Origin of the sequence: Streptomyces sp. NPDC046215 (genome assembly GCF_040646215.1) — a bacterium.
Classification (GTDB): domain Bacteria; phylum Actinomycetota; class Actinomycetes; order Streptomycetales; family Streptomycetaceae; genus Streptomyces; species Streptomyces stramineus.
This window is the reverse complement of record NZ_JBEYZW010000013.1, coordinates 1-24,115: the sequence shown is the minus strand read 5'-3', so window position 1 is coordinate 24,115 and position 24,115 is coordinate 1. Positions and strand designations below refer to the sequence as shown.

Here is a 24,115-nt window from a genome sequence, read left to right as displayed (position 1 = left end):
CCAGCGTTAGCTGGGGGAGTTTGAGGGCGCGCCCGCAGGGCGCTCGCCGCCGCAGGCGGCAACGACGGGCCCGCAGCCGAAGACCAATCGGACATGTCTTAGGCCCCCACCCGCCGGTAACGGGCGGCTCAGTGAAGAAATACCCGAAGGGAACACCGTGTACGACTCAGCCATGCCCCACCCCGACCCCGACGCCGGGCCCCCGCCCCCCGACCCCATGACCTACCGCCCCGGCGCCTACGTCATCGACATCCCCACCGGCACCCTCGTCCAGGTCATGGGCAGCGTCGGCCCCCGCGTGCAGGTGCGGCGGCCCTGGGGTGGGCGGGAGCGGGAAGTGGTGCCGGAGGCGTTGCGGCCGGCGAGCCGGGCGGAGCGGGACGGTGCCGGGATCCACGACGAGGATTCGACCTCGCCCGTCGGATGCGACAGCTGCGCCGCTCTGCGGGCCGCCCACCGGCAGGCCAGGAGCGGCGGCGACGCGGAGCTGACCGAGGAGGCGACCGCCGCCCTGCGCGGTCACTTCCGCCGCGCGCACCTGCTGCCGGAGGTGAACGCGTGGTGACGGCGACCCGCGTCCGCCACTGCACGCACCGGTCGGGCTGGACCCGGACCGGGCGAGGCGAGCACCGCTGCGACGCCTGCGGGGTCAGACGGTTCTCGGACTACGGCGCCCTCCGGGCCCCCGGGCTCCCGCACGCCGTCACGCCCTCCGGCCCGGCCCGGCGCGAGGCGGACCGGCGAGCGGCCCTGCTGGTGGCGCGAGCGGCGGCGGGGGGCCGGCGTCTGAGGCGGTGAGGGGCACGCCTCAGCGCGGCTCCTCCGGGGGCGGGCGCCGCCAGTGCTCCAGGGTCGGGTCCAGCGCGGACTCGTACACCCCGCTGCCCCGGCAGTGCTTGCACTGCCCCGCCCGCACCACCGACTCCCCGCCGGCCCCGAACGGATCGGGGCCGGGGACGTGGACCAGCGAGCGCTGCACGAAACCGGAGCCCACGCACCACTGGCACGTCGTGCCCGTCTCGGTGGGCTCGGGCCCGGGCATGTCCTTGGGCTGCACGATCACAGCCTAAGCGCTCCGCCGGAAGCCGGGCGCGTCATCTGCGGGTGCGTTGCGGCTGGTCGCGCGGGGAACCGCACAGGGCTTCGCCAAGCCGGCCGGGACCCCGCGGCTACGTTCCCTCGCCTCCCTCCAGCGCCGTCAGCTGGTCCAGGAACCAGCGCTCCGGCGGCAGCGCCGTCGCCGCCGCGGCCAGCCGCTTCGTCCGCTCCGCGCGCTCGGCCGGATCCATCAGCAGCGCCTCGTGCAGCGCCCGGGCCGTGGCCTCCACGTCGTACGGATTGACCACGAGCGCGTCCTCGCCCAGCTCCGCGGCCGCCCCGGCCTCCCGCGACAGCACCAGCGCGCAGCCGTGGTCCGAGACGACCGGGATCTCCTTGGCCACCAGGTTCATCCCGTCGCGGATGGGATTGACCAGGGCCACGTCCGCGAGCCGGTAGGCGGCCAGCGACCGGGCGAAGTCGTCCTTCACGTGCAGCACGACCGGCTCCCAGTCCTCCGTGCCGAACGCGGAGTTGATCTCCCGGGCGACCCGCTCGACCTCCGCCGTGTAGTCGCGGTAGACCGCCAGGTCCTGCCGCGAGGGGTAGGCGAAGGCCACGTGGACGACCTTGCCGCGCCACTGCGGGCGGTCCTCCAGCAGCCGCCGGTAGGCGCGCAGACCCCGGACGATGTTCTTCGACAGCTCCGTGCGGTCCACCCGCACCACCGCCCGGCGGCCCGCACCGATCTGCTCCCGCAGCGCCACCATCCGCTCTTCGACGTCCTCGCGGTGCGCGCGCTCCCGCAGGAAATCCCCGTCGGCGCCGAGCCCGTGCACCCCCAGGCGCGTCATCCGCCCCTCGAAGCGCACCGCCGCCGCCACCCCGTCCTCGCGGAGGACGTCCGCGCCCAGCTCGCTCTCGCAGCAGGCGGCGAACGCCTCGGCCCAGCGGCGGGTGAGGAACGCGGCGCGGTCACCGCCCAGGATGCCGCGCAGCACCTGCCCGGCCACGTCGTCCGGCAGCATCCGAAAGTAGTCCGGCGGGGCCCACGGGGTGTGCGAGAAGTGACCGATCCGCAGATCCGGCCGGCGCTCGCGGAGCAGCCCCGGCACGAGGGTCAGGTGGTAGTCCTGCACCAGCACCGTGGCACCCTGGGCCGCCTCCTCGGCGAGCGCGTCCGCGAAGGCGGCGTTGTACGCCTCGTACGCGACCCACTCCCGCCGGAAGTCCGCGCCGAAGTCGGGCTCCAGCGGCGTCTGGTAGAGCAGGTGGTGCACGAACCACAGCACCGAATTGGCGATGCCGTTGTAGGCGGCGGTGAACGTCTGCGCGGGGATGTCGAGCATCCGCACCGCGTGCCCGCCCGTGTCGGCCGCCGGCAGCCGGGTGCCCGCGCGGCGGGCGGCCTCGCGGTCGCCCTCGCCGAGCGCGGCGCACACCCACACCGCGCCGGCCTCCCGGCCGATGGAACTGAGCCCCGAGACCAGCCCGCCACCGCCCCGGCCCGCCGTGAGCGAGCCGTCCTCGCTCACCTTGTACGAGACGGGACCGCGGTTGGACGCGACGAGGATCCGGGCGGCGTGCATGTGCTCATCGACCATGACGCCAGCCTTGCCGCCACGGGATCCGCTCAAACGTACGCTTACGCCGCGCGGCGGCGCGCGTACTCGGGTATCTCCGCCATCGGCGGCCGCTCCTCGGTGTCCACCTCGTACGTCCGCGGGACGAACCCCTCCGCCGTGCGCTCGAACTGCGTCAGCGCCGGCCGCACCAGATGGCCGCGGGCCAGCCGCAGCTGCGCCGTGCGGTAGATCGCCGCGGCCATCCGGCCCAGCGCCTGCCCGTCCTGGTGCCGGTGCTTGCGCACCCCCACGTCGACCTGGGCCAGGGCGTCCAGCCCCACCGTGTGCAACGCGTCCACCAGCAGCCCCAGCTCCACCCCGTACCCCACCGGGAACGGCAGCCGCTCCAGCAGCGAACGGCGCGCCGCGTACTCGCCGCCCAGCGGCTGGACGAAACCCGCCAGCAGCGGCCAGTGCAGGTTCAGCAGCGGACGGGCCACCAGCTCCGTCACCCGGCCCCCCTGGCCCGGACCGGGCGTGCCCGCGCCCTCGAAGCCGGGGCCGAGCGGACGGTCGTACATCGCCTTGACGAAGTCCACGTCCGGGTCGGTCAGCAGCGGCCCGACGATCCCCGACACGAAGTCCGCGGAGAACTCCCGCAGGTCGGCGTCGACGAAGCAGACGACGTCACTGCCCGTGGCCAGCAGTGACCGCCACAGCACCTCACCCTTGCCGGGCACGGCCGGCAGCCGCGGCAGCACCGCGTCCCGGTGCACCACCCGCGCCCCGGCCGCGGCGGCCACCTCCGCCGTGCGGTCGGTCGAACCGGAGTCCAGCACCACCAGCTCGTCCACCAGCGGCACCGCCTCCGACATCAGCTCCCGGCGCACGGTGGCCACGATCGCCCCCACCGTCGCCTCCTCGTCCAACGCCGGCAGTACGACGGCGACCGTGGTGCCGGTGGCGCGTTTGGCGGCGAGCAGCTGGTCGAGCGGACGGTCGTCGACGGACCAGGACCGCCGGCCCAGCCAGCGCTCCACCTCTTCCAGCACCTGTTCGACTCCTCTTGTGTGACGCGGCGTTCGAGCTGCGTGTGATCCATCTCGCGGTACGGACGGCTGTCTCGGGCGCCCATGCCTTCGGTTACAGTCTGAACAACGCGGAACGCCGTCGTATGTCGGGGTCGCCGCTCATAAACGCCTGGGCCCTGCCCAGTGCCATACCGCTCATCCAGAGGGGCAGAGGGACACGGCCCGTTGAAGCCCCGGCAACCCTCCAGCCGGTCTCACCGTTCATTCGGCGAGGCTCCCGGCTCGGGAAGGTGCCAATTCCGTCTCGTGGCGACGTCCGCCACGGGGAAGATGAGGAGAAAGGGCCTCGCCTCCATGGCTGTGCAGTCTGTCGAAAGCTCAACCACCTCTGTCGCTCTCGGTCCCGCCGCGGCCCTCGCGTGCCGCGAGTGCGGACAGCGCTTCGGCCTCGGTCCCATTTTCGCCTGTGCCGACTGCTTCGGCCCACTCGAAGTGGCCTACGACCTTCCCACCGGCGACCCCGAGGCCCTGCGCCGCCGCATCGAGGCCGGCCCGGACAACATCTGGCGCTACGCCCCGCTGCTGCCCGTCCCCGCCGACGTCGCGGACAAGCCCGGCCTGAACCCGGGCTTCACCAAGCTCGTCAAGGCCGACAACCTCGCCCGGGAGCTGGGCGTCACCGGCGGCCTGTACGTCAAGGACGACTCCGGCAACCCCACGCACTCCTTCAAGGACCGCGTCGTCGCCATCGCCGTCGAGGCCGCCCGCGCCTTCGGCTTCACCACGCTCTCCTGCTCCTCCACCGGCAACCTCGCCGGTGCCGTGGGCGCCGCGGCCGCCCGCGCGGGCTTCCGCTCCTGCGTCTTCATCCCGCACGACCTGGAGGCGGGCAAGGTCGTCATGGCCGCGGTCTACGGCGGAGACCTCGTCGGCATCGAGGGCACCTACGACGACGTGAACCGCTTCTGCTCCGAGCTGATCGGCGACCCGCTCGGCGAGGGCTGGGGCTTCGTGAACGTCAACCTCCGCCCGTACTACGGCGAGGGTTCCAAGACGCTGGCGTACGAGATCTGCGAGCAGCTCGGCTGGCGGCTGCCCGACCAGATCGTCATCCCCATCGCCTCCGGCTCCCAGCTCACGAAGATCGACAAGGGGCTCAAGGAGCTCATCGCGCTGGGGCTGGTCGAGGACCGCCCGTACAAGATCTTCGGCGCCCAGGCGGAGGGCTGCTCGCCGGTCTCCCGCGCCTTCAAGGACGGGCACGACGTCGTCCGGCCGGTGAAGCCGGACACGATCGCGAAGTCCCTCGCGATCGGCAACCCGGCGGACGGCCCCTACGTCTTGGACATCGCCCGGCGGACGGGCGGCGCGGTCGAGGACGTCACCGACGCCGAGATCGTGGACGCGATCAGGCTGCTGGCCCGCACCGAGGGGATCTTCGCGGAGACCGCGGGCGGGGTGACGGTGGGCGTCACCCGCAAGCTCATCGACAGCGGGGCGCTCGACCCGGCGCTGACCACGGTGGTGCTGAACACCGGCGACGGGCTCAAGACGCTCGACGCGGTGGCGGCCGGGCCGACGGCCACCATCCGGCCCTCACTGGAGGCGTTCCGCGCCGCGGGGCTGTGAGCGGCTCCACCCCGCCGTCCCCCTCCCTCTCCACCCAGTGCCCGAACCGAAGGTGACCCCATGAGCATCAGCGTTCGCATCCCGACCATCCTGCGCACCTACACCGGCGGCAAGGCCGAGGTATCCGCCGAGGGCGGCACCCTCTCCGACGTGCTCGCCGACCTGGAGAAGAACCACCCCGGCATCGCCGCGCGGGTCCTCGACGAGAGCGGCAAGCTGCGCCGTTTCGTGAACGTCTACGTCAACGACGACGACGTCCGCTTCGAGGACGGCCTGAACACCGCGACGCCGGACGGCGCGGGCGTCTCGATCATCCCGGCCGTCGCCGGCGGCTGACCCGGCATCAGCTCGCCGGGGATTTCTTCAACTTTCCTGTAGAAGTCCCCTCGAATCGCTCCGTCCGCGAAACGGACGGGGCGATTCCGTCTGTTGAGCGCGATACAGTTGGGGCGATCCCCCGCCGGCGTCACCGCCGAACGCCCATGAGAACCCGTCAAGTTGTGCGCGAACTGTGCGTACGAATTGCCGGGTTGGTTGCGTTATGCCCGGCCCGACTTGCCCTGGATTCACCGCCGTTAGCCACTTTTCTCCGCTCGGCCGTGCCGGTAATTCTCGTCCAAGTGACCTGTTGCAGAGGGCATCCGTGCAGATACATTCAGCCGCGGTCGACGCGTTCCGGCGCACATCTTCCGGGGTTTCCCCTGCCTTCGGCGGGGGAGTGTCCGGGGGGTGAGGTCTGACCCGGGTCCGCGAAGTGCGGTCCTGCGCAAGGGCCAGTAATAGGGGAGTTAGGCATGGCTCAGGGCACCGTCAAGTGGTTCAACGCGGAGAAGGGGTACGGCTTCATCGCGGTCGACGGTGGTGCGGATGTTTTCGTCCACTACAGCGCGATCCAGATGGACGGTTACCGCACCCTCGAGGAGGGTCAGCGAGTGGAGTTCGAGATCTCGCAGGGCCAGAAGGGGCCGCAGGCGGACATGGTCAAGCTTGCCGTCTGATCTCGGCGCATCGACCACCGGCTCACTGATAGCTCGCGCGTGGGGCCCGTACCTGGAAGCAGGTACGGGCCCCACGTGTTGTGCGGGCCGTCCTGCCGCCTGCGGCGGCGAGCGCCCTGCGGGCGCGTCCTCAAGCGCCGGACGGGCTATTCAGCCCGTCCGGCGCTTGAGGACACAGCACAGCAGCCCGTCCGGCGCTTGAGGACAAGGCACAGCAGCCCGCTACCCCGCACACTGCAAGCACCGAACCCGCCCGGAGGGCACATGCGCACCGCCGACATCCGCAGCCGCTTCCTCGACCACTTCGCCGCCCGCGGCCACACGGTGGTCCCCAGCGCGCCCCTGCCCACGCCGGACCCGACGCTGCTGTTCGTCAACGCCGGCATGGTGCCGTTCAAGCCGTACCTCACCGGTGAGGCGCAGCCGCCGTGGCCGCGGGCGACCAGTGTGCAGAAGTGCGTGCGGACCCTCGACATCGAGGAGGTCGGCCGCACCACCCGGCACGGCTCGTTCTTCCAGATGAACGGCAACTTCTCGTTCGGCGACTACTTCAAGGAAGAGGCGATCGCCTTCGCCTGGGAGCTGTCGACCACGCCCGTCGAGCAGGGCGGGTACGGGCTCGACCCGGACCGGATCTGGGCCACCGTCCACCACGAGGACGAGGAGAGCCGCGCCCTGTGGCGGCGCCTCGCGGACCTGCCCGACGAGCGGATCGTGGCACGCGGCGACGAGGACAACTTCTGGTCCATGGGCGTCCCCGGCCCGTGCGGGCCCTGCTCGGAGCTGTTCTACGACCGGGGGTCGGCGCTCGGCCGCGCGGGCGGTCCGGCCGTGGACGAGGACCGGTACATGGAGTTCTGGAACCTGGTCTTCATGCAGTACGAGCGCGGCGAGGGCACCGGCAAGACCGGCTATCCGATCCTCGGCGAGCTGCCGCGCCGCAACATCGACACCGGCATGGGCCTGGAGCGCATGGCCACCCTGCTCCAGGGCGTGGACAACCTCTACGAGATCGACGAGACCCGCCCGGTCCTGGACCGGGCCGCCGCGCTCACCGGGACCCGCTACGGCGGCGACGCGGAGGCGGACGTGCGGCTGCGGGTGGTCGCCGACCACGTCCGCACGGCGCTCATGCTGCTCGCCGACGGCACCGCGCCCGGCAACGAGGGCCGCGGTTACGTGCTGCGCCGCATCCTGCGCCGCGCCGTCCGCTCCGTGCGGCTGCTGGGGTACCAGGACCCGGCGCTGCCCGAGCTGCTGCCCGTCGCCCGTGACTGCATGGCGCCGAGCTACCCCGAGGTGGCCGCGGAGTTCGACCGCATCGCGCAGCAGGCGTACGCCGAGGAGGACGCCTTCCGCTCCACGCTGCGCCAGGGGACGACCGTGCTGGACACCGCCGTCGCCCAGGTGAAGGAGGGCGGCGGGCGGTCGCTGCCGGGTGCCAAGGCGTTCCTGCTGCACGACACCTACGGCTTCCCCATCGACCTGACGCTGGAGATGGCCGCCGAGCAGGGCGTCGAGGTCGACCGGGAGGGCTTCACCGCCCTGATGGGCGAGCAGCGCGAGCGCGCCCGCGCCGACGCCCGCGCCCGCAAGTCCGGCGGTGCGCTGGACACTTCGGCACTGCGGGCCGTACTGGACGCGAACGGGCCCACGGACTGGCGCGCCTACGACACGCTGCAAACCGACTCCCGGGTGCTGGCCCTGCTCGGGCCCGCGGGTGTGCTGCCCGTCGTACGGGCCGGGGAGATCGCCACCGTGATCCTGGACCGGACCCCGTTCTACGCCGAGTCCGGCGGCCAGGACAGTGACGCGGGCGCTCTGACGGGCGCGTCGGTGGAGGCCGAGGTCCTGGACGTGCAGCGGCCGCTGCCGGGCCTGGTGGCCCATCAGGTGCGGGTGAGCGCGGGTGAGTTGGCCGTCGGTGACGCCGTGCGGGCGGCCGTCGACGCCGAGTGGCGGCTCGGGGCGCGCCAGGCGCACTCCGGTACGCACGTCCTGCACGCGGCCCTGCGGCAGGTGCTCGGCCCGACGGCCCTGCAGGCCGGTTCGTACAACCGGCCCGGCTACCTGCGGCTGGACTTCCCCTGGCGCGGCGCGCTGGGGCCCGCCGCCCGCAGCGAGGTCGAGGAGGCCGCGAACCGGGCGCTGCGCCGTGATCTTGCCGTGGACGTCCGCTGGATGAGCCTGCCGGAGGCCAAGGAGCTGGGCGCGCTCGCGCTGTTCGGCGAGACGTACGGCGAGCAGGTGCGCGTCGTGGAGATCGGCGGCGCGTGGTCGCGCGAGCTGTGCGGCGGCACGCACGTCGAGCACGCCTCGCAGGTCGGGGTGGTCGCGCTCACCGGCGAGTCGTCGGTGGGCGCGGGCATGCGCCGCCTGGAGGCGTCGGTCGGCGTCGAGGGGTTCGGTTACCTGGCGCGCGAGCGTGACCTGGTGGCCCGGCTCGCGGAGCAGTTGCAGGCGCCGCGCGACCAGCTGGCCGACCGGGTGGCGGGCCTGCTGGACCGGCTGAAGGCCGCCGACCAGGCCGCGGCGGAGCTGCGGCGGCGGGCCGCGCTCGGCCGGGCCGCGGAGCTGGCCGCCGGCGCGTCGGAGGCGGGCGGCGCCCTGGTGGTCACCGCCACGGCGGACGACGACGCGCGCACCCTGGCCCTGGCCGTCCGCGACCGCCTGCCGCAGGCCCGCCCGGGCGTGGCCGTCATCGGCTCGGCCGCCGGGGGCAAGGCGGTGGTGACGGTCGCGGTCAACGAGACGGGCCGGACGGCGGGCCTGTCGGCGGCCGGCCTGGTGAAGCAGCTCCTGGGCGGCCGCGGCGGCGGCACGGACGAGGTGGCCCAGGGCGGCGGCCTCCCGGCGGCGGCCCTGCCGGGGACGCTGGACGCGGTGCGGGGCCTTTTGGGGCGGCGGTCCTTGGGCTGACGGGGGCTTGGCCGGGTCTTCGACTGCGGGCCGTCGTGGCCGCGCTGTGGCGGCGAGCGCCCTGTGGCTCTGCCCCCTCTTCGGCTGCGGGCCGTCGTGGCCGCCTGCGGCGGCGAGCGCCCTGCGGGCGCGTCCTCAAACGCCGGACGGGCTGGTTTCGGCCGGCCTCAGCCCATGCCGGCCCACCCGAGGCCCCTGCGGCCCTGCCCGGCCTTCCGCTGCGGGCCGTCGTAGCCGCCTGCGGCGGCAAGCACCCTGCGGGCGCATCCTCAAACGCCGGACGGGCTGGAATCAGTCCCTTCCGCTCTTTCCGCCCGCTCCGCGATGTTGCGGGCCATGCCCCCGAAGACCGCCGCGTGGAAGGGGGCCACGCCCCACCAGTACGCGTGGCCCGCCAGGCCGTGCGGGTGGAACAGGGCCCGCTGCCGGTACGTCGCCCGTGACGGGCCTTCCGGGGTGACCGTCAGTTCCAGCCACGCCAGGCCCGGCAGGCGCATTTCCGCGCGCAGTCGCAGGATGTGGCCTTGCTCCAGCGCCTCGACGCGCCAGAAGTCGAGGGAGTCGCCGACGCGCAGGGTGTGCGGGTCGCGGCGGCCGCGGCGGAGGCCGACGCCCCCGACGAGGCGGTCCATGGCACCCCGGACGGACCACGCGAGCGGGAAGGAGTACCAGCCGTTCTCGCCGCCGATGCCCTCGACGACCCGCCAGAGCCGCTCCGCGGGGGCGTCGACGCTCAGCTCCCTGCGGTCCTCGTAGAGGCTGCCGCCGGACCAGTCCGGGTCCGAGGGCAGCGGGTCGCTGGGGGCGCCGGGCAGGGACGCGGAGGACCAGCGGGTCGCGACGTCGGCGTCCCGGACCCGCTTGAGGGCCAGGCGCACGGCCTCGTCGAAGCCGATCAGGCCCTCCGGCGGAGTGGGCGCGTACCGGGCGATGTCGCGCTCGCGGCAGATCACCTCGTACCGCAGCGACTCCACGAGCGGCCGGGCGATGCCGCTCGGCACCGGGGTGACCAGGCCGACCCAGAGGCTGGACAGGGCGGGCGTGAGCACCGGCACCGGCAGGATGAGGCGGCGCGGCAGCCGGGCCGCGGCCGCGTAGCGGATCATCATCTGCCGGTAGGTGAGGACGTCCGGGCCGCCGATGTCGAAGCTGCGGCTGACCTCCGGGGGCAGCTCGGCCGCCGCGAGCAGCAGGCGCAGCACGTCGCGGACGGCGATGGGCTGGATGCGGGTGCTGACCCAGCTGGGGGTGACCATCACCGGCAGCCGCTCGGTGAGGTAGCGGAGCATCTCGAAGGACGCCGAGCCGGAGCCGATGATCACGGCGGCGCGCAGCTGGGCGGTGGGGACGCCGCTGTCGAGGAGGATCCGGCCGACCTCCGCGCGCGAGCGCAGGTGCGGGGAGAGGGCGCGTTCGGGGACCTGCCGGGGGGCCAGTCCGCCGAGGTAGACGATGCGGCGCAGCCCGGCGGCCTTGGCGGCGCGGCCGACCGCGAGCGCGGCCCGCCGGTCGGTCTCCTCGAAGTCCCGGCCGGTGCCGAGCGCGTGGACGAGGTAGTACAGGACGTCGACGTCCTCGAAGGCGTCGGGGAGGGTGTCGGGGCGCGTCACGTCGCCCTTGACGGTCTCGACGCGGCCGGCCCACGGCTGGTCGCGCAGCCGGCCCGGGTCGCGGGCCAGGCAGCGCACCCGGTAGCCGGCGCCGAGGAGCAGGGGGACGAGCCGCCCGCCGATGTAGCCGGTCGCCCCGGCGACGAGCACCCGTGGCCGCGGCTCCCCGTCGCCGGTGCGGCCGTGGTCGTTCGCTGCTGTGTCCATGGGGTCCATGAGGTCCACGCTCCCCCGCCGACCACGCCTCGCGCCACGCGGGGCTGGCCTTCCGGGTGCGGGAGCCCCGTCAGGGGCCCGGTACGCGCGAGACCGCCCGCCCCGGACGTGGTCGGGGCGGGCGGTCGTCGGGCGGCGGGCGGCGACTACCAGTTCGCGGGCTTGTAGTCCTTCAGGAAGCAGCCGAACAGGTCCTCGCCCTGCTCGCCGCGGACGATCGGGTCGTAGACCCGGGCCGCGCCGTCGACGAGGTCGAGCGGGGCGTGGAAGCCCTCCTCGGCGAGGCGCACCTTGTCGGGGTGCGGGCGCTCGTCGGTGATCCAGCCGGTGTCGACGGCGGTCATGAGGATGCCGTCGGCCTCCAGCATCTCCTGGGCGCTGGTGCGGGTGAGCATGTTCAGCGCGGCCTTGGCCATGTTGGTGTGCGGGTGGCCGGGGCCCTTGTAGCCCCGGCTGAAGACGCCCTCCATGGCGGAGACGTTCACGATGTACTTGCGGCGGGCGGCCGACGCGGCCATCGCCGGGCGCAGCCGGCTGACCAGCACGAACGGGGCCGTGACATTGCAGAGCTGCACTTCGAGGAGCTCGACGGGGTCGACCTCGTTGACGCGCTGGATCCAGGTGTTGGTGGCGTCCAGGTCGGGGACGAGGCCGCCGGCGTCGATCGCGGTGCCGGCCTCGACGCGGGCGAGCGAGGCGGAGCCGCTGGTCAGCGCGAGGTCGGTGAGGGCCTGGGGGGTCAGCTCGTCGTGGGCGCCGCCCGCGGGGCTGGGCAGCGCCGCCTGGGCGCCGCTGCCGAAGGCGCCGAAGACGACCGAGGCCGGGAGCTCGCCCGCGGGCAGCGGGGCGGCCTCGGCGGCGACCAGCTCGCGGTAGGCGGCGGGGCTGCGGCGGACGGTCTGGGCCGCGTTGTTGATCAGGATGTCGAGCGGGCCCTCGGCGGCGACGGAGTCGGCCAGGGCGACGACCTGGGCGGGGTCGCGCAGGTCGATGCCGACGATCTTGAGGCGGTGGATCCAGTCGGCGCTGTCCGGCATGGCCTTGAACCGGCGGATGGCGTCGTTGGGGAACCGGGTGGTGACGGTGGTGTGCGCGCCGTCCCGCAGCAGCCGCAGGGCGATGTACATGCCGATCTTCGCGCGGCCGCCGGTGAGCAGGGCGCGCTTGCCGGTCAGGTCCGTGCGGGCGTCCCGGCGGGCGCGGTTCTCCGCGGCGCAGGGCTGGCACAGCTGGTGGTAGAAGGCGTCGACCTCGACGTAGCGGGTCTTGCAGATGTAGCAGGACCGGGGGCGCTCGAGGATGCCGACGATCTGGGCGGCGGAGGTGGCGGCGAGCGGGATGCCGCGCGTCTCGTCGTCGATGCGGTCGGCGGCGCCGGTCGCGGTGGCTTCGGTGACGGCCCGGTCGTTGGCGGTCTTGGCGGCCCGGCGCTCCTGACGGCGGCGCTGCTTCACCGTGCGGTAGATGCCGGCGGTGGCGCGCCGGATCTCGATCGCGTCGGGGTGGTCGACGGGCAGCTGGTCGAGCTCTTCGAGCACGCTCAGGCAGACCGCCATCCGCTGCGGATCGATGCCCGACAGGTGGGCTGCACCGTCGCGGCTTTCTTCAGTGACCGTCATCGGCGCTGTCGTTTCCCAGTTCTTCTGATCTATTGAAGCTCTGATCTATTGGAGCCTCGAAGAACTGTACGTAGCGGGGGGCGGCCACGCCAAACCCGGCCGCCGGGGGCCGAACGGAAGGATCACCCGGGCGCCGGGGTCGTGGGGGCGCGAGCCAGGCGCCGTCGCCCCGGGGGGATCTTCCCGGGCAGGGGCCTCGCGCGGGCCGCAAGAGTCGCCCGGCCGGGGCCCGGGGCAGCCGCGGGAGCCCCCACCTGCGGGGATGCCGGGCAGAGTGCGCCCCGGCGGGGCCCGCCCACGCGTGCGTCATCCCGTATGACTTATTGGGCTTTTCGGGTTAATTACGCCCCCTCATGCCCATATTGGGCAAATCCCTCCGGCTTCTCCGGCAACAATTGCCGCTCACCACCCATGAGAAAGGTTTAGCCATGTCGCGTATCGCCAAGGTCGCCGCTCTGACCGTCGCTGCCGGCGCCGCCGTTTCCGGCGCCGCGGGAGTAGCTACGGCCAACTCCGGAGCGCAGGGCGCGGCCGTGGGCTCCCCCGGCATCATCTCGGGCAACGTCATTCAGGTGCCCGTCCAGGTGCCGATCAACCTCTGCGGCAACACGATTGACATCGTCGGTCTGCTGAACCCGACCTTCGGTAACACCTGCGCCAACATCGACGGTCACCACAAGCACGACAAGCACGGTGACTACGACAAGCACGGCTACGGCCACGGTGGCGGCCACGACAAGTGGTGACCTCCGCGCCCGGAGCGGCTCACTAGCCTCTCCCGCGCGGTCCGCGCGCCGGGGAGGGTCACAGTCAGCCGCCGGAGTCCTCACCCGCGCGTTCGTGGCGCCCATCATGTTCATGGTGGGCGCCACCACCATGTCCGGGCCCGTCCCGGCCGGCGGTGTCCTCGCGCTTCTTGCGGGGCCGCTGGGCGCCGGGCAGATCGGGCACCTCGACGATCGGCGGGAGGTCGGGGGTCAGATGGGTGTGGCTTGAGGACATGGGACGCCTGCCTGCCTCGGGAGATAGGGATCGGAAGGGGGCTCAGCCGGGGGTGGGGGTGCGGCCCGGCGGGCCTGCCGGGCCGAGCAGCTCCCGCCGCAGCCGGGCACAGGTGCGGCTGAGGATGCGGGAGATCTGCATCTGGGAGACCCCGAGCCGGGCACCGATCTGCTTCTGCGTGAGGTTGCCGAAGAAGCGCCAGTACAGGACGTACCGCTCGCGCTCGGGCAGCGCGCTCAGCAGAGGCCGCAGGGACTGCCGGTCGACCACCAGCTCCAGCGCGCCGTCGGCGCTGCCGAGGGTGTCGGCGAGCGGGAGCCCGTCGGCACCGAGCACCGGGTGGTCCAGCGAGAGCGTGTGGTGCACCCCCTCCGCGGCCAGCCCGCGCCGCACCTCCTCCTCCGAGAGCCCGCTCTCCGCCGCCAGCTCGGCCGGGCTGCTGCGGGTGTGGTCCCCGCGGCGGCCCAGGGCGACCTGGGCGGAGCGGACGGCGATGCGGAGCTCCTGGTCGCGGCGCGGGATGTGCACCGACCAGGCGTGGTCGCGGATGTGGCGCTTGAGCTCGCCGTTGATGGTGGGCACGGCGAAGGTCTCGAAGGCGTACCCGAGCTCCGGGTCGTAGCGGTCCACGGCGTTGACCAGGCCCAGCGCGGCCACCTGCCGCAGGTCCGCGGGGCTCTCGCCGCTGCTGCGGAACCGCAGGCTGATCCGCTCGGCCATGGGCAGCCACGCCGCGATCACCTCCTGCCGCAGCCGGGCCCGCTCGGGGCCGTCGGGAAGGCTCGCCAGGCGGCGGAAGGCGTCCGCGGTATCGGGCGCCTCCCGGGTGCGGCGGCGGTGGGTCGTCTCGGCCATGGTCACGGTGTTTCCTCGCTCCTGCACCAAGGAGTGCCTGCCGGCCGAAGCACCTCCGCGGTCCGGCTGCCCGAAGGGGCGCCGGAGGCGCCGGTAGGGACGGCGCCACCGTGCCTGGGGGCCGGGCGGCCGGTGTCGGCCACGGTCCCCTCAGCATCACCCGCCCCTCGCGATCCCGCGACTCGGGGCCACCGGCCCGGCACGCACGGTGACCGGGTGGGGGCGCGCCCGTTTTCCCTCGCGGGCCGGGGGTACCCGGGAGCGCAACCCGGCTGGTGCAGGGCCCCCGCCGGAGGCCCTCCGGGCGGTCCCGGCGCACGACGAGGCGGCCGCACCGGCCCCGGCCGCCGCCGTCACGGAGGAGTCCCATGACCACGCGCCACCCGACGTCCGACCCCGGGGCCGCACCGGCCCCGGGCGGCCTGACCGACACCGAGGTGGCGGCCCTGGACGCGCACTGGCGCGCCGCCAACTACCTGGCCGTCGGCCAGATCTACCTCATGAGCAACCCCTTGCTGGCCGTGCCCCTGGAGCCCGAGCACGTCAAGCCCCGGCTGCTGGGGCACTGGGGGACCTCGCCGGGGCTCAATCTCGTCCACACGCATCTCAACCGGGTCGTCAAGTCCCGCGATCTGGACGCCATCTGCGTGTGGGGGCCCGGGCACGGCGGACCGGCCGTGCTCGCCAACTCCTGGCTGGAGGGCAGCTACAGCGAGGTGTACCCGGACGTGAGCCGGGACGCCGACGGCATGGAGCGGCTGTTCCGCCAGTTCTCCTTCCCCGGCGGGGTGCCCAGCCACGTCGCCCCCGAGACGCCCGGTTCCCTCCACGAGGGCGGTGAGCTCGGCTATTCCCTGGCCCACGCCTACGGCGCCGCGTTCGACAACCCCGGCCTGCTGGTCGCCTGCGTCATCGGCGACGGCGAGGCCGAGACCGGACCGCTGGCCGGCTCCTGGCACGCCAACAAGTTCCTCGACCCGGTCCACGACGGCGCGGTCCTGCCGATCCTCCACCTCAACGGCTACAAGATCGCCAACCCGACGGTCCTCGCCCGCCTCCCCGAGGAGGAGCTGGACCGGCTGCTGCGCGGCTACGGGCACGAGCCGCTCTACGTCACCGGGGACGACCCGGCGAAGGTCCACCGCGCGATGGCCGCCGCCATGGACCGGGCGCTGGACCACATCGCGACCGCCCAGCGCGTCGCCCGCGAGGGCGGGGTGGGCGACCGGCCGCACTGGCCGGTGATCGTGCTGCGCACCCCGAAGGGCTGGACGGGGCCGGCCGAGGTCGACGGGCTGCCCGTCGAGGACACCTGGCGCGCCCACCAGGTGCCCCTGCCCGGGGTCCGGGACAACCCCGACCACCTGCGCCAACTGGAGCACTGGCTGCGCTCGTACCGGCCGGAGGAGCTCTTCGACGAGGACGGCCGCCCGCGCCCCGAGGTCCTGGCGCACGTCCCGGAGGGCGACCGGCGCCTGGGCGCGAACCCGCACGCCAACGGCGGTCTGCTCACCCGGTCGCTGCCGATGCCGCCCCTGGAGCACTACGCGGTCCCGGTGGACAAGCCCGGCGCGGGCCGGCACGAGCCCACGCGCGTCCTCGGCAATTTCCTCGCCCAGATCATGGCCGGCACCACCGCCTCCCGGAACTTCCGCGTGGTCGGCCCGGACGAGACCGACTCCAACCGCCTGGACGCCCTCTACGCCGCGACCGGCAAGGCGTGGCAGGCGGCGACCCTGCCCACCGACGAGCACCTCGCCCACGACGGCCGGGTGATGGAGGTGCTCTCCGAACACCTCTGCCAGGGCTGGCTGGAGGGCTACACCCTCACCGGCCGGCACGGCCTGTTCTCCTGCTACGAGGCGTTCGTCCACATCGTCGACTCCATGGTCAACCAGCACATCAAGTGGCTGCGGACCTCCCGCGCCCTGCCCTGGCGGCGGCCCGTCCCCTCGCTCAACTACCTGCTCACCTCGCACGTGTGGCGCCAGGACCACAACGGCTTCTCCCACCAGGACCCCGGCTTCGTCGACCACGTCCTCAACAAGTCGCCCGAGGTCGTGCGCGTCTACCTCCCGCCGGACGCCAACACGCTGCTGTCCGTGGCCGATCACGCGCTCCGCAGCCGCGACTACGTCAACGTCATCGTCGCGGGAAAGCAGCCCTGTTTCGACTGGCTGAGCCTGGAGGAGGCGCGCGCCCACTGCGCCCGGGGCGCCGGGGTGTGGACGTGGGCGGGCAGCGAGGGCACGGCGCGCGAGCCCGACGCGGTGCTCGCGTGCGCCGGTGACGTCCCCACCCAGGAGGTGCTGGCCGCGGCCGGGCTGCTGCGCCGCCACCTGCCGGAACTGGCCCTCCGCGTGGTCAACGTCGTCGACATGACCCGCCTGATGGCCCACGGCGAGCACCCGCACGGCATGACGGACGCGGAGTACGACGCGCTGTTCACCCGCGACAAGCCGGTCGTCTTCGCGTACCACGGATACCCGTGGCTCATCCACCGCCTCACTTACCGCCGCACCGGCCATGGCGACCTGCACGTCCGCGGTTACAAGGAGGTGGGCACCACGACCACCCCCTTCGACATGGTCGTCCGCAACGACCTGGACCGCTACCGCCTCGTCATGGACGTCATCGACCGCGTCCCCGGCCTCGGGGCCCGGGCGGTGGCCGTGCGCCAGGCCATGGCCGACGCCCGCACCCGCCACCACGCCTGGATCCGCGAACACGGCGTGGACATGCCGGAGGTCGCGGAGTGGAGCTGGCCGGGCTGAAGTGCCGCGTCCCAGCGCTCGGCCAATACGACTACTTCATGCGCACGGGTGAATTTTCCGTCCGCACTCTCGGAGCTTTCGCGTCAGGACCGGATCCTTCGGAGCAGGAGACGGATCGGGCAGACACCGCGTACGGCCTGCCCGTTCCTGATCGACCGCAACGAGCGGCCGTGCACCGCGAGTTGTCCGGTACGGAGCGCGCACGTCATCGAAAGGTGTCCGCCCATGTTGATGCAACGCCTGTCCGTTGTCAGCGGCCTGCTGCTCGGCGCCGTGCTCCTGGCAGCTCCCGCCGCGTCCGCCCAAGCAGAATCGACGGCGAACGGTGCTCCCGCCGGGAACTGCCGCCCAGCCTCTGTCGACTCCCCGCAGCGGGTGTGCCAGAACCGGTTCATGTGCGACCGCAACGTGTGGTACCAGTACTGCCGGGAGGACGCTGGTGGCCCCTGGTACTGGCAGCCGATCGGAAGTTGCGTCGGCTGAGGCACCTTCCGAAGGCACGTCACGATGGCTGGTCTGCCGCCGCGTCCCGTCAGGGGTGGCAGACCAGCTTCATGCCGAGCGATCCTGGACCAACGCGCCGACTCCCACCGGGCAACGACGCCGCCCGGCAGGGCGCCGAACGGGTCACGAGCGGGATCGCCGCCCAAGTGATCAGCACCTCCGAGTGCCGCGGCGGCCTCTCGTCGTCGCGGGCCTCTCTGCGGGCCGTTCCGCGGGCCCGAATGATCCACGCGATCGAGCGTGCGGCAACCCGACGGCGGGCAGGATGACGAACCCGGGCGCGCCCTCCGGCCGGCTGACGGTCTTCATCATGAGCGTGAGGAACGGGTGGGCGCGGCCGACCAGGCCACCGGCGTAGGCGGCATCGGCCCGGACCACGGCCGGCTCAGGATGCACGCCGACGATCCCCGACGATCCCCACGGAGCAGCCGCGAGCGCGGCCCGGCCCCCACTCGGGTGGCACGGGCCTTCGGCCTGTACCCCACCACGGCGGACACGGCCGCCGGGATCGCCGGCTGTTCACGTCAGGCTCCGGTTGCCCTGCGCAGCCGGACCCGGCCCTGCGGCCCGGGTCCGCCCAGGTCCCCCGAGGCCGCCACGCGGCAGCGCACCCGCCCCCGACACCGACACCCCCGGCCGGAGTCCGTGACGCGCGCCACACTCGCGCGCCCTTGACGGCCCCGACGTGTAATCGATTACCTAACCCTCACCCCACCGCGAAATCGATTACATCCACGGCCCCGCCGGAGGCGACATGGCGAACATCAAGGACGTGGCCGAACGGGCCGGCGTGTCCGTCGCCACCGTTTCCCGGGTGCTCAACGGCCGCTCGCCCGTGGCCACCACCCGGGACCGGGTGCTCGCCGCCGTCGCGGAGCTCGGCTACCGGCCCAACGTCGTCGCCCGCTCCCTGCGCACCGCGCGCACCCGCACCCTCGGGCTCGTCATCAGCGACCTGCGCAACCCCTTCTTCACCGAGCTCGCCGACGCCGTCGAGCAGGAGGCCCGGGCGCTGCGCTACAGCCTGATCATCGGCAACGCGGGCGAGAGCCCCGAGCAGCAGGACGACCACATCCGCACGCTGCTCGACCGCCGCATCGACGGGCTGCTGGTCAGCTCCGCCGGGACCGGGTCCGCGATGCTCGCGGAGGCCGTCGCCTCCGGCACCCCCCTGGTGCTGCTCGACCGCGCCGTTCCCGGCGTCGCCGCGCCCTGCGTACGGGCGGAGGGGCGGGAAGCGCTGACCGCCCTGGCCGCCCACCTGGCCGCGCTGGGCCGCCGGCGCCCGGCCGTCATCGTCGCGCCCGCGGGCACCCCCGTCGGGGACGAGCGGCTGGAGCTGTTCCGGGCCGCGCTGGCCGGGCACGGCATCGCGCTGCCCGCGGAGCGGACCGGCTCCTCCCCGGACCTCTCGCCCGCCGGGGGGCGGCACGTTATGGCGTCCCTGCTGAACCTGCCCGAGCCACCTGACGCCGTCCTCGCCACCGACAACCTCATGGCCCTCGGCGCCCTGGACGAGGTGCGGGCCCAGGGCTTGAGCATCCCCGCCGACGTGGCGCTCGTCGCCTTCGACGACGTGCCGTGGTTCGCGCACACCGACCCGCCGCTGACCGCGATCGCCCAGCCGACGCGCGCGCTGGGCCGCGCCGCCGTGCACGCCCTGCTGGAGCGGATCGAGGGCCGTCCGGCCGGCTCGGTCCTGCTGCCCGCCCGGCTCGTCACGCGCCGCTCCTGCGGCGAACCGCCCACCCACTGAGAAAGACCCACGGGGAAAGACCCACCGAGGAAGACCGAGAGGGGCAGCGCATGACCGGCGTCAACGACGACGTTCCGGGCGGCGGACGGGAACTGCTGCGCGTGGAAGGGGTCACGAAGTCCTTCCCGGGCGTCCGGGCGCTGGACGGGGTGGACCTGAGCCTGCGCGCCGGCGAGGTGCACGTCCTCCTCGGCGAGAACGGCGCGGGCAAGAGCACGCTGATCAAGATGCTCTCCGGCGCGCACCGCCCCGACGAGGGCCGCGTCCTGGTGGACGGCGAGGAGGTCACCGTCCGCTCCGCGCAGGACGCCGGGCGGCTCGGCATCGCCACGATCCACCAGGAGTTCAACCTCGTCCCCGGCCTCACCGTCGCCGAGAACATCTTCCTGGGCCGCCAGCCGCGCACCCCGCTCGGCCTGATCGACCGGCGCGCGATGCGCACGAAGGCCGCGGAACTGCTGCGCCGGGTGCGCCTGGACGTCTCCCCCGCCGCGCCGGTCGCCGGACTCGGCATCGCCCGGCTGCAGATGGTGGAGATCGCCAAGGCGCTGAGCCTGGACGCCCGGGTGCTGATCATGGACGAGCCGACCGCCGTCCTGACCTCCGGCGAGGTGGCCACGCTCTTCGGCATCGTCCGCGAACTCCGCGACAGCGGGGTGGGGGTCCTCTTCATCACCCATCACCTGGAGGAGATCGCGGCGCTCGGGGACCGGGTGACGGTCCTGCGCGACGGCCGCTCGGTGGCCGAGGTGCCCGCTTCGACCGGCGAGGACGAGCTGATCCGGCTGATGGTCGGCCGCGACATCGCCGAGCAGTACCCGCGGCAGGCGCCGCCCGAGCCGGGCCCGCCACTGCTGAAAGTGCGCGGGCTGACCCGCGCGGGCGGCGGCACGGGCCCGGCGTTCACCGACATCGGCTTCGAGGTGCGGGCCGGTGAAGTCGTCGGCCTCGCCGGGCTGGTCGGCGCCGGCCGCACGGAGGTGGCGCGGGCGCTGTTCGGCGTGGACGGGTACGACGCGGGCAGCGTCGAGGTGGACGGGGCGGCCCTGGCCCGCGGCGACGTCCGGGCGGCCATGCGGGCCGGGCTCGGGCTCGTGCCGGAGGACCGCAAGGGCCAGGGGCTGCTCCTGGACGCCTCGCTCGCCGACAACCTCACCCTGGCCCGGCTCGACCGGGACACCCGCCGCGGGCTCGTGGACCGGCGGGGGCAGCGCCGCGAGGCGGCCGCGGTCGCCGAGCGGCTGAAGGTGCGGATGAGCGGTCTGGACCAGTCGGCGCGCACCCTGTCCGGCGGCAACCAGCAGAAGATCGTCATCGGGAAGTGGCTGCTGGCCGGTGCCCGGCTGCTCATCCTCGACGAGCCGACGCGCGGCATCGACGTCGGCGCGAAGGTCGAGATCTACCAGCTCGTCAACGAGCTGACGGCGGCGGGCCGCGCGGTGCTGATGATCTCCAGCGACCTGCCGGAGGTGCTCGGGATGAGCGACCGCGTCCTGGTGATGGCGCAGGGCCGGCTCGTCGGCGAGCTGTCGGGTGAACAGGCCACACAGGACGCCGTGATGGAGCTGGCCGTACGGCAGCCCACGGATTCGAGGAACGGTGACGAGAGCGCGATGGAGGGCTCCGATGTCGGCTGAGGCGGTGCGGGCCCCGGGGAGCTTCCCCGGGCAGTGGTTCGCGAGGGCGGTACTGCGCAACGGGCCCCTGGGGGGCCTGGTGGCCCTGGTCGTAGTGATGGCGGTGCTGTCCCGGGACTTCCTCAACGGGCAGAACCTGCTCAATGTCGGGGTGCAGGCGTCGGTGACGGCGATCCTCGCGTTCGGCGTGACGTTCGTGATCGTGTCGGCGGGCATCGACCTGTCCGTGGGCTCGGTGGCGGCGCTGTCGGCGACCGTGGTCGCCTGGGCCGCCACCTCCGAGGGGCTCCCGGTGTGGCTCGCGGTGCTGCTGGGCCTCGGGGTCGGCGCGGCGGCCGGGCTGGTGTCCGGCGCCCTGGTCGCCTACGGCAGGCTGCCGGCCTTCATCGCCACGCTGGCGATGCTCTCGGTGGGCCGCGGCCTGGCCCTGGTGATCTCCGGCGGGTCTCCGACCGCCTTCCCGTCCTCGCTCGCCCGGCTCGGCGACACGCTGGGCGGCTGGCTGCCGGTCCCGGTCCTGGTGATGGTGGCCATGGGGCTGATCGCGGCGCTGATCCTGGCCCGGACGTACACGGGCCGGGCGATGTTCGCGATCGGCGGCAACGAGGAGGCGGCCCGGCTGTCGGGCATCGACGTCAAGCGCCGCAAGCTGGTCGTCTACGCGCTCTCCGGGCTGTTCGCCGCGGTGGCGGGCATCGTGCTGGCCTCCCGGCTGACCTCGGCACAGCCGCAGGCGGCCGTCGGCTACGAACTGGACGCCATCGCGGCCGTGGTCATCGGCGGGGCGAGCCTGTCGGGCGGCTCGGGGAAGGCGTCCGGCACCCTGATCGGGGCGCTGATCCTCGCCGTGCTGCGCAACGGCCTCAACCTGCTGAGCGTGTCCGCTTTCTGGCAGCAGGTGGCCACGGGCCTGGTCATCGCCCTGGCCGTGCTCCTGGACACGCTGCGCCGCCGGAGTTCTCGATGAAGGGGACGAAGGGGGACACGATGAAGGGGCGCGCGAGGAGGGGGCGGGCGCTGGCCGTGGTGGCGGCGCTGACGGCGTCCCTGGCGCTGTCGGGCTGCGACCGGGGCGGCCACACGGATCTCGGGCTGGCGCTGTCCACGATGAACAACCCCTTCTTCCTCGGCATCAAGAAGGGCGCGCAGGAGGAGGCGAAGGCCCGCGGCTTGAAAATCAACGTCACGGACGCGCAGAACGACCCGACGCAGCAGATCAACCAGATGGAGACGTTCACCAGTCAGAACGTCAAGGCCGCGATCATCAACCCCGTCGACTCCGACGCGGCGGTGCCCGCGGTGGGCGTGGCGAACCGGGCCGGCGTGCCGGTGATCTCCATCGACCGGGGCGTCAACGGCGGGAAAGTCGGCTCGACCATCGCCTCCGACAACGTGGCCGGCGGGCGGCTGGCCGCGAAGGCGCTCGCCGAGTCGCTGGGCGGCAGGGGCAAGGTGGCGTTCCTGGAGGGCCTGCCGGGGACGTCGGCCGCCCGTGAGCGCGGCAAGGGCTTCGAGGAGGGCATCCGGGCGTACCCCGGAATCCGGGTGGTCGCCCGGCAGCCCGCGGACTTCGACCGCGCCAAGGGCATGGACGTGATGGCGAACATGCTCCAGGCGCACCGCGACATCACCGGCGTCTTCGCCGCCAACGACGAGATGGCGCTCGGCGCGTCGAAGACGCTGGGCGCCGCGTCGGGCCGGGGCGTGAAGGTCGTGGCCTTCGACGGCACGCCCGACGGGATAGCGGCCGTGCGCGGCGGCACGCTGACGGCGACCGTGGCCCAGCAGCCGAAGCTGCTCGGCAAGCAGGCGGTGGACTGGGCGGTGCGGGCCGCCGAGGGCCGGAAGCTGCCGCGCTCGGTGAAGGTGCCGGTGGTGCTGGTGGACCGCGACAACGCGGCCGGGTTCGACGGCTGACAGGGTAGAGGTGTGACGATGAGCGAGAGCAGCGAGAACGGCGAAGAGATGGCGTACGACGTCCTGGTGGTCGGCTCGGCCAACGCGGACCTGACGGTCCGGGTGGAGCGCCGGCCGGGCGCGGGCGAGACGGTGCTGGGCACGGATCTGGTGGAGTCCGCCGGTGGCAAGGGGGCCAATCAGGCCGCCGCGGCCGCCCGGCTCGGGGCCCGGACGGCCCTGCTGGCCAAGGTCGGTGACGACGCGTTCGGCACGCTGCTGCTGGACGGCCAGCGCGAGGCGGGCACGGAGCTGCGGCACGTGCTGGTGGAGAAGGGGGCCCGGACCGGCACCGCGATGATCGTCGTGGGCCCGGACGGCGACAACTCCATCGTGGTCTCGCCCGGCGCCAACGCCCGTCTCTCGCCCGCGGACGTGACCGCGGCGCGGGAGGTCGTCGCCGCGTCGGCGGTGCTCTCGCTCCAGCTGGAGATCCCCCCGGCCACGGTGCGGGCGGCGGTCGCCGTCGCCCGGGAGGCCGGCACCCGCGTGGTGCTGAACCCCTCCCCCACCCCCGAGTCCCTGGATCCCGAACTCCTGGCCGCGGCCGACCCGTTGGTCGTCAACGAGCATGAGGCGAAGCAGCTGTCCGGGCTCGCGGACGGCACGCCCGCCGACCGGGCCCGCGCACTGCTCGGGCGGGGAGCGCGCTCGGTCGTGGTGACCCTCGGCGGCGAGGGCGCCCTGGCCCTGGCCGCCGGGGAGAGCGAACCGACCGCCGTGCGGGGCCCGCAGGTCCGCGCCGTGGACACCACGGGGGCCGGGGACGCCTTCACCGGGGCCCTCGCCGGCCGGCTCGCGCGCGGATCCTCGCTGGTGGAGGCGGTCCGCCTCGCGGTACGGGTGGGCGCGGCGTCCGTGACCCGCCCGGGCGCGCAGCCGTCGTACCCGACGATGGACGAACTGCCCGATTAGGAGCTGCCGGACGGGGGGGGTGGGGGGGTGGGGGGGCCGAAGCACGCCCCCCCGGGGGACCCCCCCCCCGGGGGGGGGGGGGCGGGTGGGG

19 protein-coding genes, 1 pseudogene and 1 riboswitch are annotated in these 24,115 nt (G+C 73.7%); of the genes and pseudogenes, 13 read left to right on the top strand and 7 right to left on the bottom strand.

The genetic code is table 11. From position 1 onward, the window contains the following. Positions 1-157 precede the first annotated feature (157 nt). A complete protein-coding gene (locus tag ABZ951_RS08230) occupies positions 158-565 on the top strand; it encodes a hypothetical protein (protein WP_361279457.1) in 408 nt (135 codons plus the stop codon). After that, positions 559-798: a DUF6255 family natural product biosynthesis protein gene (locus ABZ951_RS08225; RefSeq protein WP_361279455.1), complete on the top strand. Its 240-nt coding sequence runs from the start codon at positions 559-561 to the stop codon at positions 796-798. The genes ABZ951_RS08230 and ABZ951_RS08225 overlap by 7 nt, the downstream gene beginning before the upstream one ends. 10 nt (positions 799-808) lie before the next feature. On the opposite strand, the gene ABZ951_RS08220 is transcribed toward ABZ951_RS08225, so the two are convergent. The 3 genes from ABZ951_RS08220 to ABZ951_RS08210 form a co-directional block, all read right to left on the bottom strand. Continuing rightward, positions 809-1,057, bottom strand: coding sequence for a hypothetical protein (locus tag ABZ951_RS08220; protein WP_344096433.1), 249 nt, complete (start codon positions 1,055-1,057; stop codon positions 809-811). 112 nt (positions 1,058-1,169) lie between these two features. Continuing rightward, positions 1,170-2,642, bottom strand: a complete 1,473-nt coding sequence (locus tag ABZ951_RS08215; protein WP_344096431.1) for a trehalose-6-phosphate synthase — start codon at positions 2,640-2,642, stop codon at positions 1,170-1,172. 41 nt (positions 2,643-2,683) lie between these two features. Next, on the bottom strand, positions 2,684-3,655 hold the full coding sequence (locus ABZ951_RS08210; protein ID WP_344096428.1) for a glucosyl-3-phosphoglycerate synthase: 972 nt from the start codon (positions 3,653-3,655) through the stop codon (positions 2,684-2,686). A gap of 171 nt (positions 3,656-3,826) precedes the next feature. Further along, positions 3,827-3,971: riboswitch (SAM riboswitch) on the top strand. Between the two features lie 17 nt (positions 3,972-3,988). On the opposite strand from ABZ951_RS08210, the gene thrC reads away from it, so the two are divergent. The 4 genes from thrC to alaS all read left to right on the top strand — a co-directional run bounded on the left by thrC (position 3,989) and on the right by alaS (position 9,180). Then, positions 3,989-5,263, top strand: a complete 1,275-nt coding sequence (thrC, locus tag ABZ951_RS08205; protein ID WP_344096425.1) for a threonine synthase — start codon at positions 3,989-3,991, stop codon at positions 5,261-5,263. A gap of 60 nt (positions 5,264-5,323) precedes the next feature. Beyond that, positions 5,324-5,599, top strand: coding sequence for a ubiquitin-like small modifier protein 1 (locus tag ABZ951_RS08200; RefSeq protein ID WP_344096423.1), 276 nt, complete (start codon positions 5,324-5,326; stop codon positions 5,597-5,599). Between the two features lie 458 nt (positions 5,600-6,057). After that, positions 6,058-6,261 carry a cold-shock protein gene (locus tag ABZ951_RS08195; protein ID WP_005315736.1) on the top strand — a complete coding sequence of 68 codons (204 nt, stop codon included), beginning with the start codon at positions 6,058-6,060 and terminating at the stop codon, positions 6,259-6,261. Between the two features lie 264 nt (positions 6,262-6,525). Continuing rightward, positions 6,526-9,180: an alanine--tRNA ligase gene (gene alaS / locus ABZ951_RS08190; RefSeq protein WP_361279452.1), complete on the top strand. Its 2,655-nt coding sequence runs from the start codon at positions 6,526-6,528 to the stop codon at positions 9,178-9,180. Positions 9,181-9,449: 269 nt separating this feature from the next. On the opposite strand, the gene ABZ951_RS08185 is transcribed toward alaS, so the two are convergent. Further along, positions 9,450-10,997 carry an SDR family oxidoreductase gene (locus ABZ951_RS08185; protein WP_344092220.1) on the bottom strand — a complete coding sequence of 516 codons (1,548 nt, stop codon included), beginning with the start codon at positions 10,995-10,997 and terminating at the stop codon, positions 9,450-9,452. Between the two features lie 155 nt (positions 10,998-11,152). Continuing rightward, complete coding sequence (locus tag ABZ951_RS08180; RefSeq protein WP_344092218.1) at positions 11,153-12,625, bottom strand: SDR family NAD(P)-dependent oxidoreductase; 1,473 nt, start codon at positions 12,623-12,625, stop codon at positions 11,153-11,155. 428 nt (positions 12,626-13,053) lie between these two features. Here ABZ951_RS08180 and ABZ951_RS08175 point away from each other — a divergent pair, with 428 nt between their 5' ends. After that, positions 13,054-13,371: a chaplin gene (locus ABZ951_RS08175; RefSeq protein ID WP_344092215.1), complete on the top strand. Its 318-nt coding sequence runs from the start codon at positions 13,054-13,056 to the stop codon at positions 13,369-13,371. 64 nt (positions 13,372-13,435) lie between these two features. Here the strand turns inward: ABZ951_RS08175 and ABZ951_RS08170 are convergent, their stop codons facing one another. Both ABZ951_RS08170 and ABZ951_RS08165 read right to left on the bottom strand, forming a co-directional pair. Further along, on the bottom strand, positions 13,436-13,627 hold the full coding sequence (locus ABZ951_RS08170; RefSeq protein ID WP_344092213.1) for a hypothetical protein: 192 nt from the start codon (positions 13,625-13,627) through the stop codon (positions 13,436-13,438). 42 nt (positions 13,628-13,669) lie between these two features. After that, positions 13,670-14,482: a SigB/SigF/SigG family RNA polymerase sigma factor gene (locus ABZ951_RS08165; RefSeq protein ID WP_344092211.1), complete on the bottom strand. Its 813-nt coding sequence runs from the start codon at positions 14,480-14,482 to the stop codon at positions 13,670-13,672. Between the two features lie 368 nt (positions 14,483-14,850). Between ABZ951_RS08165 and ABZ951_RS08160 the strand changes: the two genes are divergently transcribed. From ABZ951_RS08160 to ABZ951_RS08135, 6 genes and pseudogenes are all read left to right on the top strand, one after another. Then, positions 14,851-17,256 carry a phosphoketolase family protein gene (locus ABZ951_RS08160; RefSeq protein ID WP_344092208.1) on the top strand — a complete coding sequence of 802 codons (2,406 nt, stop codon included), beginning with the start codon at positions 14,851-14,853 and terminating at the stop codon, positions 17,254-17,256. 225 nt (positions 17,257-17,481) lie between these two features. Further along, positions 17,482-17,739, top strand: a complete 258-nt coding sequence (locus ABZ951_RS08155) for a hypothetical protein (protein ID WP_361279451.1) — start codon at positions 17,482-17,484, stop codon at positions 17,737-17,739. A gap of 775 nt (positions 17,740-18,514) precedes the next feature. Next, positions 18,515-19,516, top strand: coding sequence for a LacI family DNA-binding transcriptional regulator (locus ABZ951_RS08150; protein WP_344092206.1), 1,002 nt, complete (start codon positions 18,515-18,517; stop codon positions 19,514-19,516). 50 nt (positions 19,517-19,566) lie between these two features. Next, positions 19,567-21,153 carry a sugar ABC transporter ATP-binding protein gene (locus ABZ951_RS08145; protein ID WP_344092203.1) on the top strand — a complete coding sequence of 529 codons (1,587 nt, stop codon included), beginning with the start codon at positions 19,567-19,569 and terminating at the stop codon, positions 21,151-21,153. Continuing rightward, positions 21,143-23,070: pseudogene (locus tag ABZ951_RS08140) on the top strand (substrate-binding domain-containing protein). The gene ABZ951_RS08145 and the pseudogene ABZ951_RS08140 overlap by 11 nt, the downstream one beginning before the upstream one ends. An 18-nt stretch (positions 23,071-23,088) precedes the next feature. Next, positions 23,089-24,024 carry a ribokinase gene (locus ABZ951_RS08135; RefSeq protein ID WP_344092200.1) on the top strand — a complete coding sequence of 312 codons (936 nt, stop codon included), beginning with the start codon at positions 23,089-23,091 and terminating at the stop codon, positions 24,022-24,024. Positions 24,025-24,115 lie beyond the last annotated feature (91 nt).

Excerpts from the sequence above, each read along its gene's own strand:
- ABZ951_RS08160 (WP_344092208.1), top strand. The coding sequence starts at position 14,851 with ATGACCACGCGCCACCCGACGTCCGACCCCGGGGCCGCACCGGCCCCG.
- ABZ951_RS08155 (WP_361279451.1), top strand. The coding sequence starts at position 17,482 with ATGTTGATGCAACGCCTGTCCGTTGTCAGCGGCCTGCTGCTCGGCGCC.
- ABZ951_RS08135 (WP_344092200.1), top strand. The coding sequence starts at position 23,089 with ATGAGCGAGAGCAGCGAGAACGGCGAAGAGATGGCGTACGACGTCCTG.
- alaS (WP_361279452.1), top strand. The coding sequence starts at position 6,526 with ATGCGCACCGCCGACATCCGCAGCCGCTTCCTCGACCACTTCGCCGCC.
- ABZ951_RS08150 (WP_344092206.1), top strand. The coding sequence starts at position 18,515 with ATGGCGAACATCAAGGACGTGGCCGAACGGGCCGGCGTGTCCGTCGCC.
- ABZ951_RS08165 (WP_344092211.1), bottom strand. The coding sequence starts at position 14,482 with ATGGCCGAGACGACCCACCGCCGCCGCACCCGGGAGGCGCCCGATACC.
- ABZ951_RS08200 (WP_344096423.1), top strand. The coding sequence starts at position 5,324 with ATGAGCATCAGCGTTCGCATCCCGACCATCCTGCGCACCTACACCGGC.
- ABZ951_RS08170 (WP_344092213.1), bottom strand. The coding sequence starts at position 13,627 with ATGTCCTCAAGCCACACCCATCTGACCCCCGACCTCCCGCCGATCGTC.
- thrC (WP_344096425.1), top strand. The coding sequence starts at position 3,989 with ATGGCTGTGCAGTCTGTCGAAAGCTCAACCACCTCTGTCGCTCTCGGT.
- ABZ951_RS08195 (WP_005315736.1), top strand. The coding sequence starts at position 6,058 with ATGGCTCAGGGCACCGTCAAGTGGTTCAACGCGGAGAAGGGGTACGGC.
- ABZ951_RS08215 (WP_344096431.1), bottom strand. The coding sequence starts at position 2,642 with ATGGTCGATGAGCACATGCACGCCGCCCGGATCCTCGTCGCGTCCAAC.
- ABZ951_RS08175 (WP_344092215.1), top strand. The coding sequence starts at position 13,054 with ATGTCGCGTATCGCCAAGGTCGCCGCTCTGACCGTCGCTGCCGGCGCC.
- ABZ951_RS08180 (WP_344092218.1), bottom strand. The coding sequence starts at position 12,625 with ATGACGGTCACTGAAGAAAGCCGCGACGGTGCAGCCCACCTGTCGGGC.
- ABZ951_RS08185 (WP_344092220.1), bottom strand. The coding sequence starts at position 10,997 with ATGGACACAGCAGCGAACGACCACGGCCGCACCGGCGACGGGGAGCCG.
- ABZ951_RS08145 (WP_344092203.1), top strand. The coding sequence starts at position 19,567 with ATGACCGGCGTCAACGACGACGTTCCGGGCGGCGGACGGGAACTGCTG.